Origin of the sequence: Kiloniella litopenaei, assembly GCF_000982415.1 — a bacterium.
GTDB classification, from domain to species: domain Bacteria; phylum Pseudomonadota; class Alphaproteobacteria; order Kiloniellales; family Kiloniellaceae; genus Kiloniella; species Kiloniella litopenaei.
This window is the reverse complement of record NZ_LANI01000009.1, coordinates 20,522-37,848: the sequence shown is the minus strand read 5'-3', so window position 1 is coordinate 37,848 and position 17,327 is coordinate 20,522. Positions and strand designations below refer to the sequence as shown.

General features: G+C 44.8%; 14 protein-coding genes. 5 read left to right on the top strand and 9 right to left on the bottom strand.

Annotation, left to right across the window (positions count from 1 at the left end):
• Positions 1 to 12 precede the first annotated feature (12 nt).
• Together WH95_RS10435 and WH95_RS10430 are read right to left on the bottom strand one after the other, a co-directional pair.
• Entirely contained in the window at positions 13 to 1,011 is a 999-nt protein-coding gene (locus tag WH95_RS10435) for a tripartite tricarboxylate transporter substrate binding protein (RefSeq protein ID WP_046506876.1), read from the bottom strand.
• Positions 1,012 to 1,301: 290 nt separating this feature from the next.
• A complete protein-coding gene (locus WH95_RS10430) occupies positions 1,302 to 2,333 on the bottom strand; it encodes an ABC transporter substrate-binding protein (RefSeq protein ID WP_157845937.1) in 1,032 nt (343 codons plus the stop codon).
• Positions 2,334 to 2,590: 257 nt separating this feature from the next.
• Here WH95_RS10430 and WH95_RS10425 point away from each other — a divergent pair, with 257 nt between their 5' ends.
• Together WH95_RS10425 and WH95_RS10420 are read left to right on the top strand one after the other, a co-directional pair.
• Entirely contained in the window at positions 2,591 to 3,253 is a 663-nt protein-coding gene (locus WH95_RS10425) for a response regulator (RefSeq protein WP_046506632.1), read from the top strand.
• Complete coding sequence (locus tag WH95_RS10420) at positions 3,253 to 4,638, top strand: sensor histidine kinase (protein WP_046506629.1); 1,386 nt, start codon at positions 3,253 to 3,255, stop codon at positions 4,636 to 4,638. The genes WH95_RS10425 and WH95_RS10420 overlap by 1 nt, the downstream gene beginning before the upstream one ends.
• On the opposite strand, the gene WH95_RS10415 is transcribed toward WH95_RS10420, so the two are convergent.
• The 6 genes from WH95_RS10415 to WH95_RS10390 form a co-directional block, all read right to left on the bottom strand.
• A complete protein-coding gene (locus tag WH95_RS10415) occupies positions 4,635 to 5,135 on the bottom strand; it encodes a hypothetical protein (RefSeq protein ID WP_046506626.1) in 501 nt (166 codons plus the stop codon). The two genes, WH95_RS10420 and WH95_RS10415, sit on opposite strands and share 4 nt — an antisense overlap.
• Before the next feature lie 124 nt (positions 5,136 to 5,259).
• The gene (locus WH95_RS20580) at positions 5,260 to 6,906 is read right to left on the bottom strand and encodes a response regulator (protein WP_052741933.1); all 1,647 of its coding nucleotides are present in this window, start codon (positions 6,904 to 6,906) and stop codon (positions 5,260 to 5,262) included.
• 38 nt (positions 6,907 to 6,944) lie between these two features.
• The gene (locus WH95_RS20575; protein WP_052741932.1) at positions 6,945 to 8,531 is read right to left on the bottom strand and encodes a HAMP domain-containing sensor histidine kinase; all 1,587 of its coding nucleotides are present in this window, start codon (positions 8,529 to 8,531) and stop codon (positions 6,945 to 6,947) included.
• The gene (locus WH95_RS10400; protein ID WP_052741931.1) at positions 8,524 to 9,228 is read right to left on the bottom strand and encodes a hypothetical protein; all 705 of its coding nucleotides are present in this window, start codon (positions 9,226 to 9,228) and stop codon (positions 8,524 to 8,526) included. The genes WH95_RS20575 and WH95_RS10400 overlap by 8 nt, the downstream gene beginning before the upstream one ends.
• A 157-nt stretch (positions 9,229 to 9,385) precedes the next feature.
• Positions 9,386 to 11,281 (bottom strand): PhoX family protein, encoded by a 1,896-nt coding sequence (locus tag WH95_RS10395; protein ID WP_046506624.1) that lies wholly within the window; start codon positions 11,279 to 11,281, stop codon positions 9,386 to 9,388.
• A 179-nt stretch (positions 11,282 to 11,460) separates the two neighbouring features.
• Positions 11,461 to 12,357: a LysR family transcriptional regulator gene (locus WH95_RS10390; protein WP_046506621.1), complete on the bottom strand. Its 897-nt coding sequence runs from the start codon at positions 12,355 to 12,357 to the stop codon at positions 11,461 to 11,463.
• Positions 12,358 to 12,575: 218 nt separating this feature from the next.
• Between WH95_RS10390 and WH95_RS10385 the strand changes: the two genes are divergently transcribed.
• Together WH95_RS10385 and WH95_RS10380 are read left to right on the top strand one after the other, a co-directional pair.
• Positions 12,576 to 13,838 (top strand): serine hydroxymethyltransferase, encoded by a 1,263-nt coding sequence (locus tag WH95_RS10385; RefSeq protein WP_046506618.1) that lies wholly within the window; start codon positions 12,576 to 12,578, stop codon positions 13,836 to 13,838.
• Positions 13,839 to 13,863: 25 nt separating this feature from the next.
• Positions 13,864 to 14,070 carry a hypothetical protein gene (locus WH95_RS10380; RefSeq protein ID WP_046506616.1) on the top strand — a complete coding sequence of 69 codons (207 nt, stop codon included), beginning with the start codon at positions 13,864 to 13,866 and terminating at the stop codon, positions 14,068 to 14,070.
• 95 nt (positions 14,071 to 14,165) lie between these two features.
• On the opposite strand, the gene WH95_RS10375 is transcribed toward WH95_RS10380, so the two are convergent.
• Positions 14,166 to 14,633: an Lrp/AsnC family transcriptional regulator gene (locus WH95_RS10375; protein WP_046506613.1), complete on the bottom strand. Its 468-nt coding sequence runs from the start codon at positions 14,631 to 14,633 to the stop codon at positions 14,166 to 14,168.
• Positions 14,634 to 14,859: 226 nt separating this feature from the next.
• Here WH95_RS10375 and WH95_RS10370 point away from each other — a divergent pair, with 226 nt between their 5' ends.
• Positions 14,860 to 17,247 (top strand): transketolase-like TK C-terminal-containing protein, encoded by a 2,388-nt coding sequence (locus WH95_RS10370; RefSeq protein WP_204247764.1) that lies wholly within the window; start codon positions 14,860 to 14,862, stop codon positions 17,245 to 17,247.
• Positions 17,248 to 17,327: the final 80 nt, after the last annotated feature.

Genomic DNA, 17,327 nt, shown 5'->3' with positions numbered 1-17,327 from the left:
CAGATATTCGACTTATAAGAAGCCAAGCTCTTTCATCAGGTTACCAATAATGCCCTCTTGCTCTTCCAGGAAGGTGTAGAAAATATCAGCAGGCTGGAAGACTTCGACCCATCCATTACGTGAACGAACGGTTTCCCATTCGGGTGTGTCGTACATTTTTTCCAAAGTGGCGTTATAGGCCGCAACTTTTTCTTTTGATGTACCTGGCGCTGCAAAGAAACCGCGCCAGTTTACGAATGTGGCGTCAATTCCCTGTTCTGTAAGGGTTGGAATTTCAGGAGCATCGTCAATACGGTTGGCGCCAGTCATGGCAAGAATACGAACCTGACCACTGCGTTCCAGTTCCAGTGCCTCGGATAGGCCTGTTGAAAGCAGGGCAGTTTCACCGGATAGAAGTCCGGCCATTGCCTTGCCACCAGCATCATAAGGGATGTACTTTACAGCTTTGGGGTCGCCGCCAGCAGCCTTGAAAGCTTGTGCTGCAACAAGATGATCCATGCTGCCACGTGCGGAACCGCCCGCTATTTTCACGGATTTAGGATCAGCTTTGAAATCAGCCACAACTTCGGAGAAAGATTTGTATTTGGAATCAGCTGGCACAACAAAAGCTGCGTAATCACCGATAATACCAGCTACAGGAACCAGATCGCGGAAGGATTGTGGGAAAACTTTTGTTAGTGAACGGATAACGATTGGCGTAGAGTTGACCATCAGGGTATCACCCTGACGTTCTGCCGTTTCGATCAGGTGGGCAATGGCTTTACCACCGCCACCACCGGACATGTTTTCAAAAGAGGCAGAACCAAGCAAACCCGATTTGGTCAAGGCTTCACCAGTGCCACGTGCGGTGCCATCCCAGCCACCACCAGCACCACCAGGGATAAGAAAGTGTATTTTTTCCAGATCAGCAGCCGAGGCAGAAGAAAGCGGCATTGCCAGACCGAGGGAAACTGTCGCTGCTGCCATAGAAAGTACAAGACGACGTGATAGTTTTGTTGTTTTGCCAAACATGAATTGGCCTCCGAGTATGATTGTTAATTCGATGAATAACAAACCGCCGAGCCAAGTCGGGTAAGGGGAAGCCTTAATGTAGGAAAATCGGTTCAGAGCATTGTCCGAGCCGTTTATATTACTGTCTCCCCAACCGCTTTTTTTATTTTTATGCTGCGGCCCACCATTCAATATCAGTAAGCTAATCTATAAAGCTGTCACTATCCTGTCGTTGAATGAATTATTTTAAATAAAATTAAATACTGTTTAATAATAGGTGCTTATGTTGCTTTTTTAATGTGTCTTATCCTTTATTCGCCACGTAAGGATTTGTTCCACTGGTTGATGGTTTTTCGTCTTTTTACTTGATCAAGGTATACCAGTAATCCCGGCCCGACCTTGATCGGTTGAAGATTACTGCGGGCTTGGGCGGCCAGAATTTCCTTTGGGCCGCTCGCTTTTACGGCCGGGTGCACTGCACTTAGTTTGGCACTGTTGGTTAGTAGTTTCTGTCCCCGTTCAGAAAGAAGGTATTCTAAAAAGAGTTTTCCTGTCTCTTTCGATTTTGCAGCTTTGGGAATCAGGGCGAGGCGAGAGAGAACGGTTGTATAGTCTTCGGGGTATAATATACCAAGATTGGGTGAACTTTCCAGTCGTGCGAGTGCATAAGATCCCAGGACATTATAGCCAATTACATACTTCCCACTGTTGACATTGTTGATAATGGCCGAAGAGTTTGTGGACAGTTTTACACCGTTTGCCCCAAATGATTTAACTAGATTCCAAATGCCTTTGTATCGTTCAGAATCGACCCCCATAAAAAGAAAACCAACACCGCTGCGTTCTATATCATAAGTCGCAATTCGCCCAAATAAATCTGCGTGCCTTTCCGCCAGAAAGCGTTGAAGTTCCAGGCGCGTTTTGGGCAGCGCATGGTTTTCAAAGTACTTTTTACTGTAAATCGTAACTGCTGGTTCTGATGTAAAGCCAAAGACTTCGTTCCGCCATTGTGACCATGACGGCATTTCCTGTGCCGTCGATATTTCGACGGGCTGCGCAAATCCGTCGTTGGCAAGTTTCATCTGAAGGTCCATAGCCGAGCTGATGGCGATGTCGGCAGTGACATTGTCTTTCAACGTCTCCTCTTGAATACGTTCATAAAGCTCAAGAGATTGCAGATCGTGATAGATGATAGAAATATCGGGAAATATCTGTTGGAAATCGGCTATGATGTCTTGGAAAATATCAACATCGGTTACGCTATAAATCGTTATGACATTATTTTCTTTTCCTGATATGGCGGGAAAATCATATGCCTTTGCATAGGATGTACCCGTGCCCAAGTGGCTAGCCAGTATGACGCCAAATAAGCCAAAAATGAATAGTAGTGATTTGTAAAACGCGCGTATACAAAGTGCACGATTAAGTAATAATGTTTTGATGATCCGAGCCCCTGATTTAGTACTGACCAATTTATGGTTTCTGTTTTCCTTTAAGCGTAGGGTTGAAAGCTGTCGGGAACCTGTCATCGAAAGGAAATTAGATTTTCTTTCGTTCCCGGGCTTTTCAAACAACCTGGAACAAAGTTAATCTTTTGCGCATGAGAATACTAGTCGTAGAAGATAATGCTGCTTTGGCAGACGGAATTTCCAGTGCTCTTACCCGCATGGAAATGGCCGTTGATGTTGTTGGTGACGGTACAGAAGCAGACAATATTTTACGTACTCAGGAATTTAATCTGGTCGTGATGGATCTGAATTTACCGGGCTATGACGGGCTTGAGATTTTAAAACGCTATCGTCAAAATGGTGGTAAAGCCCAGGTTCTGATTCTGACAGCAAGGGATACGCTGAACGACAGAGTTAAAGGCTTGGATCTTGGGGCAGATGACTATCTAACAAAGCCGTTTGATCTTGTCGAACTCGAAGCGCGGGTACGGGCGCTTTTACGCCGACAAAGTGGGTTGAAATCACCGGAAATTACAATTGGTGAGTTGATCTTTGACAGTGTGGCACGTCGGGTCACCCTTTTGGGGGAGCCACTTGACCTGCCACGTCGAGAGTTTTGTTTACTGGAACTACTGATCAGCAGGGCAGGGCATGTTGTCAGTAAAGAACAGATCGCCGACAGCCTTGCCAATTTTGATCAAGACATCAGTCCAAATGCTGTCGAGCTTTATGTCAGTCGTTTGAGGAAGAGATTGACGACGGCAAATATAAGTATCAAGACTGTCCGGGGTCTTGGCTATTTGATGGAAAAATAATGAGCTGGCAGCGCAAATCTCTCCGTAGGCGTTTGTTGCTGTGGTTGCTTGGTGTACTTGCTATTATTTCTGTGCTGATGCTGTTCGAGGTAAGGTCCAGCGCAAGTAAAGCAGCTAACGAAGCATACGACCGGGTGTTATTGGGGTCTGCACTGGCGATTGCCGAACGCGTTGTTGTCGTGGGCGAACAGCTGGAAGTTGATGTGCCTTATGTGGCACTTGAAATGTTGACATCGGCGGCTCAGGATCGCGTTTTTTATCAGGTTGTTGGCCCGGGAAATAGCTTTATCACAGGTTATGATGATTTACCGGTGGTAGATAATAAAGATATTCCCAAAAATGGTGCACCGCTTTTCTTTGATGCTGATTACCGTGGTGATGCCATAAGGGTCGGCGTGATTTCCCGTCATATTTCCGGGGGGCGTTTATCTGCTCGTTTTACTGTGATGGTAGCCGAGACCGTCGAGGGGCGTAACAATCTGATTAATGAAATGATGACAGCCGCGATTGTCCGTCAATTGGTGTTTATAGTGGTGGCTGGAATTGTTTTGTGGATAGGTATCGGGTGGGGCTTAAAACCTCTTGTGCGATTGGAAGCAGCCCTTAATCGCAGAACACCCTCTGACCTTCGCCCCATAGAACACGAAGTCCCACAAGAGGTCCGACACCTGATTGATGCGATTAATGATCTGATGAAAAGGCTGGGCGCGTCTATAGAAGCCATGCAACGATTTACAGCGAATGCTGCGCACCAGTTAAGAACACCGCTTGCTGCGATCCAGACACAGGCAGAATTAGCCCGTAAGACAAAAGATCCAGAGGAAATTTCGAAGCGGTTAGAGCATTTGAACCGAAGCACCAAACAAACATCACGGCTTATTAATCAGCTGCTTAGCCTGGCCCGAACCCATCAAGAGGACGAGAGCTTCCAAACCGGGGCCATTGATCTTAAAAGACTAAGTGAGGATGTAACCCGTGCATATGTCCCGATGGCCGTTGCACAGGAAATTGATTTGGGCTTTGAGCCCGAAAACCCGGTTTCATCTATTTTTGGTAATGAAGAGCTGATCAAAGAAGCGTTAAAGAATTTAATTGAAAATGCCTTGAACTATTGTCCCAAGGGGTCAACTGTGACGGTTCGATTAAAACAAAATACTCAGCACGTTGTTCTATTGGTAGAAGACAACGGCCCGGGAATTTCAAAAGGTGAGCAAAATAAGGTTTTTGAACGTTTCTATCGTTCTGAAACACGCGATGATGAGGGATGTGGCCTTGGCTTGCCAATTATAAAGGAAATCATGGAACGCCACGGCGGATCAATTGAATATAGGGATATGCGACCAGGTTCCGGAGCCTGTTTTATCTTGGTTTTCCCCAAAAGTTAATCAGTCACTTTTGGTAAATTTCTTATCCGTGCCTTTACCGATGCGGCTTCGCTCAAAAGGGCCTTTTGCATGAGTGATTTGACTTCCGTTTGATATTCCGGGAACTGTTGACTGAGATAATAAAACCCGTGATATCCCCAAGCGCGGATTAGCTTATTATCGCTTTTGAGGCTGTTGCGAACAAACTGTTCGACGGATTTTTTGTGTGAAATATCTATTATAAGATGCTCAAATGACTGTAAAATGTGTAGCCAGCTTTCCCATTCATCAAATAAATCCAGATTATTAAACAAGGTGTCCGAATAGATCGAAGTGGCGAGACCTTTTTGACAAAGATGGTGTTTTAATAGCCACGTGGCACCTTGTTGCAAATCTTTGATTTGTAAAGAGGCAACAAGATCTTGTTCGAAGTTGGGAGCGTTCACATACTGCGCATAGATTTTACGAATATCTTCGGCAGATTTCGTGTCCCATGTTGCGAGAGAATTTTGAAGCATTGTCTTATGGTTATTAAAAACAGCTGTTATTAAAGCCCGTATAGTTTTTTACACGTTTTTTTACACCTGGGGGGCATCGTATATTTGGTGTCTTCAAAACGGATAGTACAGATGCTCATGTTAACTAAGCAGCTTCGTTTCTGATATCTACAAAATTAGCTCCAAGTTTTTTGCAAGTTTCGATTTGTTTTTCAGGCACATTCGTGATGAGCAATTTTTTCTTTTTTAGCCGTAATGTTTTTATGGCCTGTACAAAGGCTGGCTTTGAATATCTGATCAAGGCTTTTGCTTCGTGAAAATCCAGCATAAGTATCGAGGCACCAACCAATTCAAAGTTTTGATCTGATGGCATCTCCAGTTGGAACTCTGTCATTCCCATTTTGCAAAAGGGCCTTATTCGCATCATCAAGTCACTGAGTTGTGAAAGATGCAGTTTTGGCGGAATATTGGTAATTGCTATGATCATTCGATCTCTGGCAACTTTTGGAAGTTTCTCAAGTAATCCCAGCGCGTTTTCAAACTCTTTTTTGTTGATACAGAGCTGATAGCTAATTTTTAAAACAACACCCGCGGCCATATCTGATAGATTAGAAATCATATACGCAATGGTTTGGCCAATATAGCTTCCCTCTACGATAAGGCAGCGCGGGTCATCGGGTTTGATTACTTGATTAATGCAGTTCAGTTTATTTTGTCCAAAACCATCAAATTTTGCGACAGATATTGGTAATGGTTTTCCATCAGTATTGTACAGCTTTGTAAATCGTACTTCAGCACGTTCTAGTATTTCGCCAATAAAGATATCAACGCGTTCTTCGGCTGCTGCGGCGGCTTTATTTATTCTATCCTGGATTAAATCCCAGGGACTTTTGGCGCTAGCATATTCCTCTTCTTCAACTTCGATTTCATAGACTTGCGAATTTATACTTAATTCTTCCTGATAATCTTCTTCTCCAAGTACTTTTATCCAGATTTCCCGTTTAATGGATTCAATTTTATAGGCTGCTTCTTCTTCTGATAACTTGGCAAAACAAATCATCATTTCATGGTCAGCACCGATTTTACATACATCTTCAGGAGACAGGTTTTTTGAAACAACATTTTGAATAACGGTTTGAAGCGTTGCCATATATTTATCGGTTTTGTCTTTCAGCTTTTCTTTTAATTTATCCAAGCCAAGCAACTGAAAACGCCCGGTTACCAACTTTCCAGTTTCAGGTAGCTTGGGAGGCGAAGATGTCGTTTGTGGTGTTGGTTCCTGCGTAGTGTTATTTTGTTCAGGAACTTGAGTGACGTTAGGAACCGTGTTTTGAGCTGCTTCAGACGCGTTTTTCTCTTCAGGAGATAATGCCTTATAAAGGGCAACCATTTCCTTTTCCTGCTTTTGTTTTATCTTTGTAATTTGTCGAACACGGGTAGCGAGCGTTGCAAATAACAAATCAAAATCAACAGGCTTTATAACATAATCATCAACGCCAAGTTTTTTGCCTTCGAGAATTTGATCTCTGTCTGACAAAGCACTCAAAAAAACAAAAGGAATATCAGAAAAGGCTGCATCATTTTCTCTGACCTGTTTCAAAAGCTCAAAGCCATTCATTATTGGCATTGAAATATCACTTAAAACCAAATCAAGGTTTTTATTCTCCGAAATAATTTTGAAACCTTCTTCGCCATTTTTGGCTGATAGAACAGTGTAGCCTTCGTCTTCAAGTTCTTCTACTAAATCTTCACGAAGGGCGTCTTCATCTTCTACACATAGAATTGTTGCCATTTTTATTCCCTAATAATCTAAATATGATCAGCGCGTAATCAGAGTGCATCCATAATGTCATCAAGTGACGGTTTGTTTTTTTGAGAGCTAAGGGGGACCTCAATTATTTCTGCCGTTTTATCTCCTGGTGGATTAACTGGCATCTGGACCTTAAAGGTAGATCCTTGGTTAACTTCACTCTCTACCGAGATGACACCGCCTTGTAATTCCAAAAGGGTTTGGACTAGACAAAGACCAATACCTGTTCCTGAAATACCTGTTGTATTACTTGACCGATAATAACGCTCAAAGATGTTGTCCCAATCTTCTTGCGAAATACCAATCCCAAAATCTTGTATGGTGATGGTTGCCCGATTGTTTTCGAGAAAACCATTAACAATAACTTCGGAAGCATCCGGTGAATATTTTATGGCGTTAGATAAGAGATTAGTGAAAACCTGTGATAGCTTTGAAAAGTCAGCGATCATGTTTCTGGGCAGTTGTTCTACGTTATAGGTAATTGTGTGTTTGTCTGCGATATCGTCGTGACTAATACAAAGTTGTGCAACCAAACCCGCAAGATCAACGGGACCGAGTTCGATTTCTACTTCACCAGCTTCAATCCTAGATGCACTTAGCGTACTGTCAATTAAGGTGAGCATACGCTGAGTGGCTACTTTGATCTTATGAATTCGTCTTTGCAGTTGTTCTTTGTCAAGTTTATCCATCCGCCGTTCAATTCTTTGGACACTACTGTCAATGATGGCGAGGGGGGTGCGAAATTCGTGGGAAGTCATGGATATGAAGTCACGTTGAAGTGCATTTTGCTTAAGTTCTTTTTGTAACGTGCTTTCTAGCTGAAGAGTTTTTTCAATAAGCTTTTCTTCGATTTTTTTCAGGTTGTCCGTGTTTTTTTTAAACACTTCCAAAGCATTGGCCATTAAGCCAAACTCATCCTTTCGCGATAAAAGATCGCTACCAGGTTTATGCTTATTTTCAGTAACCAAAACCATTTCATGGCTGAGTTGTTTTAGAACCTTACCAACTTTCTTGTTAATAATAAGAAATAAAAAAGATACAGAGATGATTGTGAAGGCGAGAAAGACATACAGTTCTTCCAGTAAACTCTGCTGTTGATAATTTTCTGCTTGTTCAAGACTCCAGCCCATCACAAGAGTGCCAAAAATTGTATCTCGGGTGTTTTTTATCGGTGTGATAACTGTTAAAGTATTATCGTGGTTTTTAATATATTCGGTTTTAACTTCGTCCTGCGATAAAAAAACGCTAATATCCCACGCATTATTGTGTTGTTTTAGTTCTTCATGCTCAATTAGCTGATTGCCGCTATTATCAAATACATGAATGTTAAAATTTGATATTGAGTTGTTTGCCTTTAGACTATTAAAGGGGCGCCATATTGCTTCAGGTTTTTTCCATCGTACTCCGCCGACAATTTGCGATGCCAATAACTCTGTTTTGATTACGGCATTATCAATCACGATCTGGTAAATTCTTTCTTTTTCGACTTGCCAGTTGATATATGTAAGCAATGCAAAGCAAAGTGTTGTACCAGTTATAGCTAAAAAACATACTTTACGACTAACGTTCCAAAAAAATTTTGAACGATTAATTTTTTGCTCATTCATTAAGTAAGTTCCTGTTGTTGAAACTGGATACCTCAACTTCATCTTCGAGAAGAAGTTCGAGCAGATCTAAGTCTAGCCCAACAGTAAGACTTCCAATGCTCTGATTATTATGGGGGTCGTTGATTGTAATACTGACCTGTAATTGAAAGGCTTGCGTTGATTCGTCTAAATCTGGCTCATCAATAAAGATGGCTTCTGGACCTACTTTGAAGGTTTTTTGCCATTTGTCTTCATCACCCTGCCAGTAATCAGAAGTAATATCGCTAATTGCAACGTTTAGACCTTTGTTGTCTGTTACAATGATTTCGGTGAAAAGACCTCTTTGTTTCTCTTTAATTGAACGAAGTTTTTTTGACGCAGTTCTATCGAGTAGTTTTTTTATTAATGGGTGATTAATTGGGGAGGAGCCTAATTTCTCAGTTTCCAATCGCCATTTCTTATCCATAGCGATTATTTTTATCTCATGAATATCCGTAAACTCGATGTTTTGTTGCTTAATGGCAGTAATAATACTTTCTTGTTGAGAGATAGGTTTGATTTTTGTTTGAATTATTTCATTTATGACTTTGGCTGCCAAGTCATCTGATTTAGGCAAGTTAACCAAGCCAAGTGTTTGAATCGTTTTACTGGCTGTATGTGCTTCGGCCGAAATGACGGCTGCAAAAATTAATGAGAATAATTTGATGTAAAACTTCATAGCCTTTATTCCTGATTAATCACGTTCAAGGATAGCTTTAAAGTGTTTACAAAACCTAAAGTGGTGTTTTGTTCTGTTGTAAAACAAATTAACGGGAAGAAAAATCTTCCCGTTAATTTCAGATAAACTTTTAATGATTGAATACAATCAATAGAATCTAACCAATAACGGTCCCATCATCTTTGGTGACTGCAACGATAACGGAACGTGGTGCTGTTCCTTCACCACCGGGGAAGGTACTGTCCCCTTTTTCGCCCGGGTGTTGAATGCCAACAAAGACTGTTTTGCGGTCTTCGCTCCAGGTAATGCCTGTCACTTCGCATTCTTTTGGACCCACAAGGAAACGTTGAATTTCCCCGGTTTCGGTATCCCCGATCAACATCTGGTTATTCCCCATACCGGCGAAGTCATCTTTGTTGGAATACTTGCCGTCTGTCTGGATCCAGAGTTTTCCGTTGTTATCGAACGAAATACCATCAGGTGAGTTGAACATATTGTGGGCGTCAATATTTTTTGAACCCGCGTAAGCATCATTGTGAACAGTGGGGTTGCCCGCCATCACAAATAGATCCCAGGAAAAAGCATTCGACGTATGATTTTCGTCCTGGGGTCTCCAGCGAACGATTTGACCATAGAGGTTCGCAGCGCGGGGGTTCGGACCTGTGACAGGTGTTTCGTCACCACCGGCATTTGGTTTCTTGCCGCGATTTTTGTTGTTGGTTAAAGCACAGTAGATCTCTGCCTTCTTGGGGTGCGATGCGACCCATTCCGGGCGATCCATTGTGGTTGCACCAACCTTTGAGGCCGCAATCCGTGCGTGAATACAAACTTCAGCCTGAGACTTCATGCCCGTTGTTGCAGGGGAAAGTTCCAGCCATTCGCCACTTTGGTCATCGTTGAACTTTGCAACGTAGAGCTGGCCTTCATCCAGAAGATCGGTATTGTCGCCGCCTTCTGCAAACTTTCCTTTAGAGACAAAGCGATAGATAAACTCTCCACGCTCATCGTCCCCCATATAAACCACAACATGGCCGTCTTTATTAACAACGACTTCTGCATTTTCGTGCTTGAAACGCCCCAGAGCAGTGCGCTTTTTCGGTGTTGATGTCGGATCACTTGGATCTATTTCAACAACATAGCCCGCTCTGTTTGGTTCATTCGGGTTCTTGCTGATGTCAAAACGTTCATCTTCTTTGGCCCAGGCGTAGCCCCAGTCTTCATTCTTGACGCCATAGCGTTTCAGTTCATCACTTGGCGCATAGTTTTCATCGCTGCTGGAAAAATAACCGTTGAAGTTTTCTTCACATGCGAGATAGGTGCCCCAGGGTGTACGACCATTTCCACAGTTGTTCCATGTCCCGAGTGACTGTGTACCGGATGGATCGGCTGATGTCTTCAGCAAATCATGACCGCGTGCCGGACCCGAAATTTCCATAGGGGAGTCCGCGGTAATGCGGCGGTTATATTTGGAATCCTTTACGATGTTCCATTTTTTGCCGTCTTGTTTGATTTCTACGACTGTAACGCCATGAGCGGCTTTGCCTTTGCGGATATCATCTGCTGTTTCCGGCAACTTGCTCTCGCGGTTGTCATACATAATGCTGCGGTTTGTGTATTCATTGTTGGAAACCAGCAGATGGTGTCCATCAATGGTAAAGAGTGACATGCCATCGTTGTTATCACCAATGGCGAGTTCCTGGCTTTCACCTGTGCCGCGTGTTTTGTGATCAAAAGGGATAGATTTGGACCAAAGCTCGTCCCCCCATTGGGTTACAACCTGCCATGAATAGCCTTTTGGCACTGTGACAGTGTCCAAAGAGTTTGCGGGAATAGGTTCAAAATCAAAACTGCTTGCCGCCTTTGCATTAAAAGGTGTCAAGGCAGTTGATCCCAAAACAAAGGCAGATGCCCCGATGGCCAAGCCACCGCCAAGAAAATTACGGCGAGACATGGCCTTTTCTACAACCTGTTCAAATCCGGTTACATCAGGGCCGGGATTTGTGATTTCATCAAATTCATCAAAAGAAAGGTCTTCGTTTTTATTTTCAATCATGTTGCACTCCTGAACGCACGACAGCCTTGATCAGTGTCGGCTTTATCATTGTTGAATGCCTTACGATTACTTACTGGCCATTGCATAAATATGACACTTTCTGGAACCTTTAAAAACAAACCCGGTAGACACAGAGCCAAGCCGCTTTGTTACCATCCAGAGGGGCTTTGTTGTTCGACCTATTTACCCAGAAGTGTTGTGATAATTAATTCCAGATAGGGGTTATTCCTGGCTGATTGCGCCGTCGCGATGACCAGTGCACGGTCCAGTGTAAGTGATGTGTCAAAAGGTGCGACTAGACTGCCGTTTTCCAGATGATGCTCAACCAGTGCCTGATGCCCCATCATAATGCCTGCACCATTACGGGCTTCTTCAATCGCAAGACCATAGAGCGAGAAAACAGATCCGTCTGTGTTTAACGGCGTATGGGGGAGGGCACAGGCAACCCATTTTGTCCAGTCTTCTGCCCAAGAGGCGTCGTGCAGGCAAAGCTCTTTTTCCAGATCTTCAGGAACCTTCAGCCGTTTTGCAACTTGCGGCGAGCAGACGGGAAAAATGATATCCTTGCAAACTTCGTATGTGGTGGAAAAAGTGTCTTTTGGGCTGTTCAGATTATCTTGATAGAAAATACTTAAATCAAAAGGTTCACGCTGAAGATTGGGTTCCTTTTCCATTGCAGTGACCGAGATGGTGAGATCGGAAGCAGCTTCCCGAACAGAAGGCAATTTGGGAGAGAGCCACAGCTGAGCAATGCTGGGTAAAGCGGCAATTCGGATGTGTTTGGGGGTTGCCTGTGATCGCAGTGTTTGAACCGCGAGGCCCAATTGATCAAAAGCGGCACTGAACTCTGAAAGGACGTTTTGCCCCAGCTCGGTCAGCTCAACTCCTTGCGATCTGCGGATGAAAAGGTCAGCGCCGACCCATGCTTCCAGTGATTTTACGTGCTGCGCCACAGCACCGGGTGTCACACAAAGCTCGTCTGCAGCCAGCGAAAAACCACCAAGTCGGGCCGCTGCTTCAAAGGCACGGAGAGAGTTCAGGGGAGGAATTTGCGGACGGGGTGGGGCAACAGCCATAATATTTAAGACTCAGTTTTTCTAGGCCTAAGATATAGCAAAACTGATTTGCGGCGTCTATTGAATTCGCGCAATCATCAAGGGGTCCTCAAGAGACAGTAACTTAACTGCGCCAGCTTCGGGAAAGCGAATTTGAACAGAGGTTTTGTTTGAACTTCTCTATTGTAATCAAGCCTGTTGGTTTGGGCTGGCGCATACTTTTATAGGGAATATTTCAGATGTCAGTGTATTTTGACGCCCCCGTTTCAGCGACTGACCCGTTAATTGCCGAGGCTTTGCAAAATGAAAAAGCCCGTCAACAAGACCAGATTGAATTGATTGCATCTGAGAATATTGTCAGTCGTGCGGTTCTTGATGCCCTGGGGCATGAGATGACGAACAAAACGCTAGAAGGTTACCCGGGCGCGCGTTTCCATGGCGGTGGTCGTTATGTCGATGTTGTCGAACAGGCCGCAATTGATCGGGCTAAAGAGCTATTTAACTGTGCCTATGCAAATGTTCAGCCTCATTCCGGCAGTCAGGCCAATCTGGCTGTTTTCTTTACCCTACTCAAACCCGGTGACAAGGTTTTGAGCCTCGATCTTGCCGCGGGTGGTCATTTAAGCCATGGCCTGGGGGCTAATCTGTCTGGTCGGTGGTTTGAAGCACATCACTATGGTGTAGAGCGAGAAACAGGACAGATTGACTATGACAAGCTGGAAGCTCTAGCGCTGGAAATTCGTCCCCAACTGTTAATCACAGGGGGATCTGCCTATCCCAGAGAGATTGATTTTGAGCGTATGGCGGCTATTGCCAAAAAAGTAGAGGCCCTTTTCCATGTGGATATGGCGCACTTTGCCGGTTTGGTTGCTGGCGGTGTTCACCCAAGTCCGATCCCCCATGCCGATCTTGTCACCTGTACAACCACCAAAACACTGCGTGGACCACGCGGGGGGATTATTCTCTCTAAATCCACAGACTATGAAAAGAAACTTCAGGCTGCGGTTTTCCCAGGTGTCCAAGGATCTATCCATACGCAGGTTCTGGCAGCAAAAGCAGTTTGTCTGGGCGAAGCTTTACAGCCCGAGTACAAATCCTATGCGCGACAAATAAAGAATAATGCCCATACGCTGGCTGAGACGCTTTTGGGCAAGGGGATCAATCTTGTCTCTGGCGGCACCGACACGCATATTGTTCTGCTTGATCTCAACGCACAGAAAAAGACCGGACAAGCGATTGAAAGGCTTTTGGAGCGCGCTGATATTACGTCAAACAAAAACCCGATCCCCTTTGATAGCAAACGCCCGGCTGACTGGGTTGGATTGCGTCTTGGTGTGAGTGCGGCAACAACACGGGGCATGAAGGAAACTGAATTTTTCGAACTGGGGCAGTTGATCAGTGAAATGATTTTGGCCGCGGGTACCGAGAAAGAAGAAACGACTATCCAAAAATCTAAGGAACAGGTTGCAAGCCTCTGTAATCGTTTCCCTATTTATTCCTGATAGAAGATTGATACTGGATTTTGAAATGCAGACTTTAAATCCACGAAGCAGAGTCTTGTGGGCGGAACAGGACTCTGCTCGGAAACCGATCATTTCACGCAATCGAAAGGGGCGTTTTTTGAGGAAAGCTTCCTATCGCTTTGATAACAAAGGTGACCTGTCAGTTGCGAGTTCTTTTGCTTCTATCGAACAGGAACTGAAACTGGCAAAAATCTATGATCAAAAACGCTAATTAATATTGGCAGGAATAAAGGCTGATATGTTCTGGATATCAGCCTTTATACTATCTGGGTTTACAGACTGGCTGGGTTTGCAGACTGGAATGGGTTACGGCGTTCTGGAAATACCGGATTTTACCCGCCGTATCGGAATAGATGATTCGATGGATGCAACGCCGTTGATTTTGACAAGCCTTTCAATCATCAGGGCTTCAAACTCTTTTAAACCTGTTATGGCGATACGTAACAGATAGTCTCTGTGTCCTGTCATCAGCCAGCAATCGACGACCTCTGGAAATTTTAGCATTTCTGTTTCGAAATTTTCGATGGCTGCATCTATTTGTTTGTCCAGTTTGACAGACACAAAGACGGACATTTCATAGCCAAGGGCAACTTCGTCAATTAGCGCAACATATCCTGTAATAATCCCCGTGTTCTCAAGGTGTTTAAGCCGCCTGATAACAGGGGTTACACTCAGGCCAACCCGCTGGCTGAGTTCGGCAGCCGTGATCCGCCCATCTTTTCTAAGTTCGCGTAAGATTCGAATGTCAATGTCATCTAGATTAGGTGAAGCCACTAAAAAATCCTAAAAAATGTTAGATTCATCCAATTCATAAATCAAATAAGGTGTAAATAGCAAGATATCGCTTTTGTTTAGATGGTACGTTTTCTAATCGAACAATATTTTTGCCCCAAATAATGTTAATTTTGGTAACTTTTTTTCTTAAGCTGTTTGCTGTGAGTAATATTATTTGGAGCTGTTTTATTGTTTCCTGACTTTTACGCATTGGGAGGAGGGCATCGTGTCTGATAAGGCGAGCCAGATAAAAATTAATCATCTGAAAACGATCGAGCAACGATTGCTGTGGCTTTCGCATTGGATGATCCATAACGCCAATCATCTGCGACCCAAGGAAGATGGTATCAAGGTCGGCGGGCATCAGGCATCTTCGGCCTCTATGGTCTCGATCATGACGGCGCTTTATTTCTCTGCCCTGAAACCCGAAGACCGTGTGGCTGTGAAACCTCATGCATCACCTATTTTCCACGCGATGCAATATCTGATGGGAAATCAGACCCTCGAAAAGATGCAAAATTTCAGAGGATACAAAGGCGTTCAGTCCTATCCTTCTAGAACAAAAGACATTGATGATGTTGATTTTTCTACAGGTTCTGTTGGTTTGGGGGTTGCGATAACCTCTTTTGCGTCTCTGGTGCAGGATTACATTCAGGCAAAGTCATGGGGCCAAGACCTTCCACTTGGACGCATGGTTGCGCTTGTTGGTGATGCGGAACTGGATGAAGGCAATATTTATGAAACCCTGCAGGAAGGGTGGAAAAATGATTTGCGCAATACCTGGTGGATTATTGATTACAACCGTCAATCCCTTGATGGTATTGTGCGCGAAGGTTTATTCCAGCGCATAGAGCAGATTTTTGATGCCTTTGGCTGGGATGTTGTTCGGGTCAAGTATGGTCACCTGCAACGAGCTGCTTTTGAAGAACCGGGCGGCGAGAAGCTCAAAGACTGGATTGATAATTGCCCGAACCAGCTTTATTCAGCCCTGACATACATGGGGGGCAAAGTTTGGCGCGAACGCCTGATGGATGCTTTGGGCGACCAAGGGGATGTTACGGCCCTGATCAACAAACGCAGCGATGACGAACTGGCCGAATTGATGGAAAATCTGGGCGGCAACTGCGTTCAGACCATGGCGGAAACTTTTGATGCCATTGATCATGACAGACCCGTTTGCTTCCTGGCCTACACCATCAAGGGGTGGGGGACACCTATTGCCGGGCACAAGGACAATCACGGTGGGCTGATGAACAAGCCCCAAATGACAGAGTGGCAAGCGCATATGGGCGTGCCGGAAGGACAGGAGTGGGAGAAGTTCGCCGCTGTTGCAGATGTTAGAGGACTACAGGAGTTTCTGGATAAAACGCCTTTCTTTGCCAAGGGGATGCGTCGCTATTCCGATACGCCTGTCGAGGTTCCAAAAATTGAGTTGGCAAGTGATCGCGAGATATCGACCCAGATGGGGTTTGGTAAAATCCTGGATGACCTATCCAAAGGGAATTCCGAGCTTGCACAGCGTATTGTAACCACCTCACCTGATGTGACGGGAACAACAAACCTTGGTCCCTGGGTTAATCGTCGTAAGCTCTTTGCCCGCAGTGAGCAGAGCGACACCTTCATTAACGAGAAAATTCCGTCCACCGCAAAATGGGAATTTACCCCCGAAGGCCAGCATATTGAACTTGGTATTGCAGAAATGAACCTTTTTCTGCTTCTGGGGGCTGCGGGTTTGTCGCACTCGCTTTATGGGAAGCGCCTGTTACCAATCGGCACCGTTTATGACCCCTTCGTTGCCAGGGGCTTGGATGCCCTGAACTATGCCTGTTATCAGGATGCACGTTTCATGATCGTCGGTACGCCATCCGGTATCACACTGGCACCGGAAGGGGGCGCGCACCAGTCCATCGGATCTCCTTTGATTGGTATGTCTCAGGATGGTTTGGCAGCCTTTGAACCTGCTTTTGTGGATGAGTTGGCAATCATCATGCAATGGGCTTTTGACTATATGCAGCGTGATGGCGAAGGTGAGCCGGATGAGCGAACCTGGCTTCGGGATGAAACGGGTGGATCCGTTTATCTTCGCTTGACGACAAATCCACTGGAACAGCCAGGCCAAAGGTCAAACGCGGATTTTGAACAGGGCGTTATTGATGGTGCCTATTGGATGCGCAAACCGGGACCAAACTGTGAACTGGTCATTGTGTATCAGGGGGCCGTTGCCAATGAAGCCATTGATGCCGCGGGCAAGCTATCGCAGCATAATCGTGATGTCGGTGTTCTTGCCGTCACATCAGCTGATCGGTTGAATGCGGGCTGGACCGCAGCGCAACGGGATCGCAGTCGCGGCAACCGTCAGGCCACCAGCCATGTTGAACAGCTCTTTTCCCGTTTGCCAAAGCACTGTGTCGTGCTGACGGTGATTGATGGTCATCCGGCAACTCTGTCATGGCTCGGCGCTGTTGGCGGACATCGCACAATTCCTCTGGGTGTAGAGCACTTTGGTCAAACAGGCACCATTGGCGATTTGTATCGTCATTTTGGTCTGGATTCAGAATCAATTGCCAGATCGGCAAATAACGCACTGCAAACACCCTATGAAATTGCGTCATAAGGTACACAAGACTGGATATTGATTTACTCTTGGTTCAGGTCATTCTATCCAAATAAAAACAAGCCGGGGCAATGTTCTTT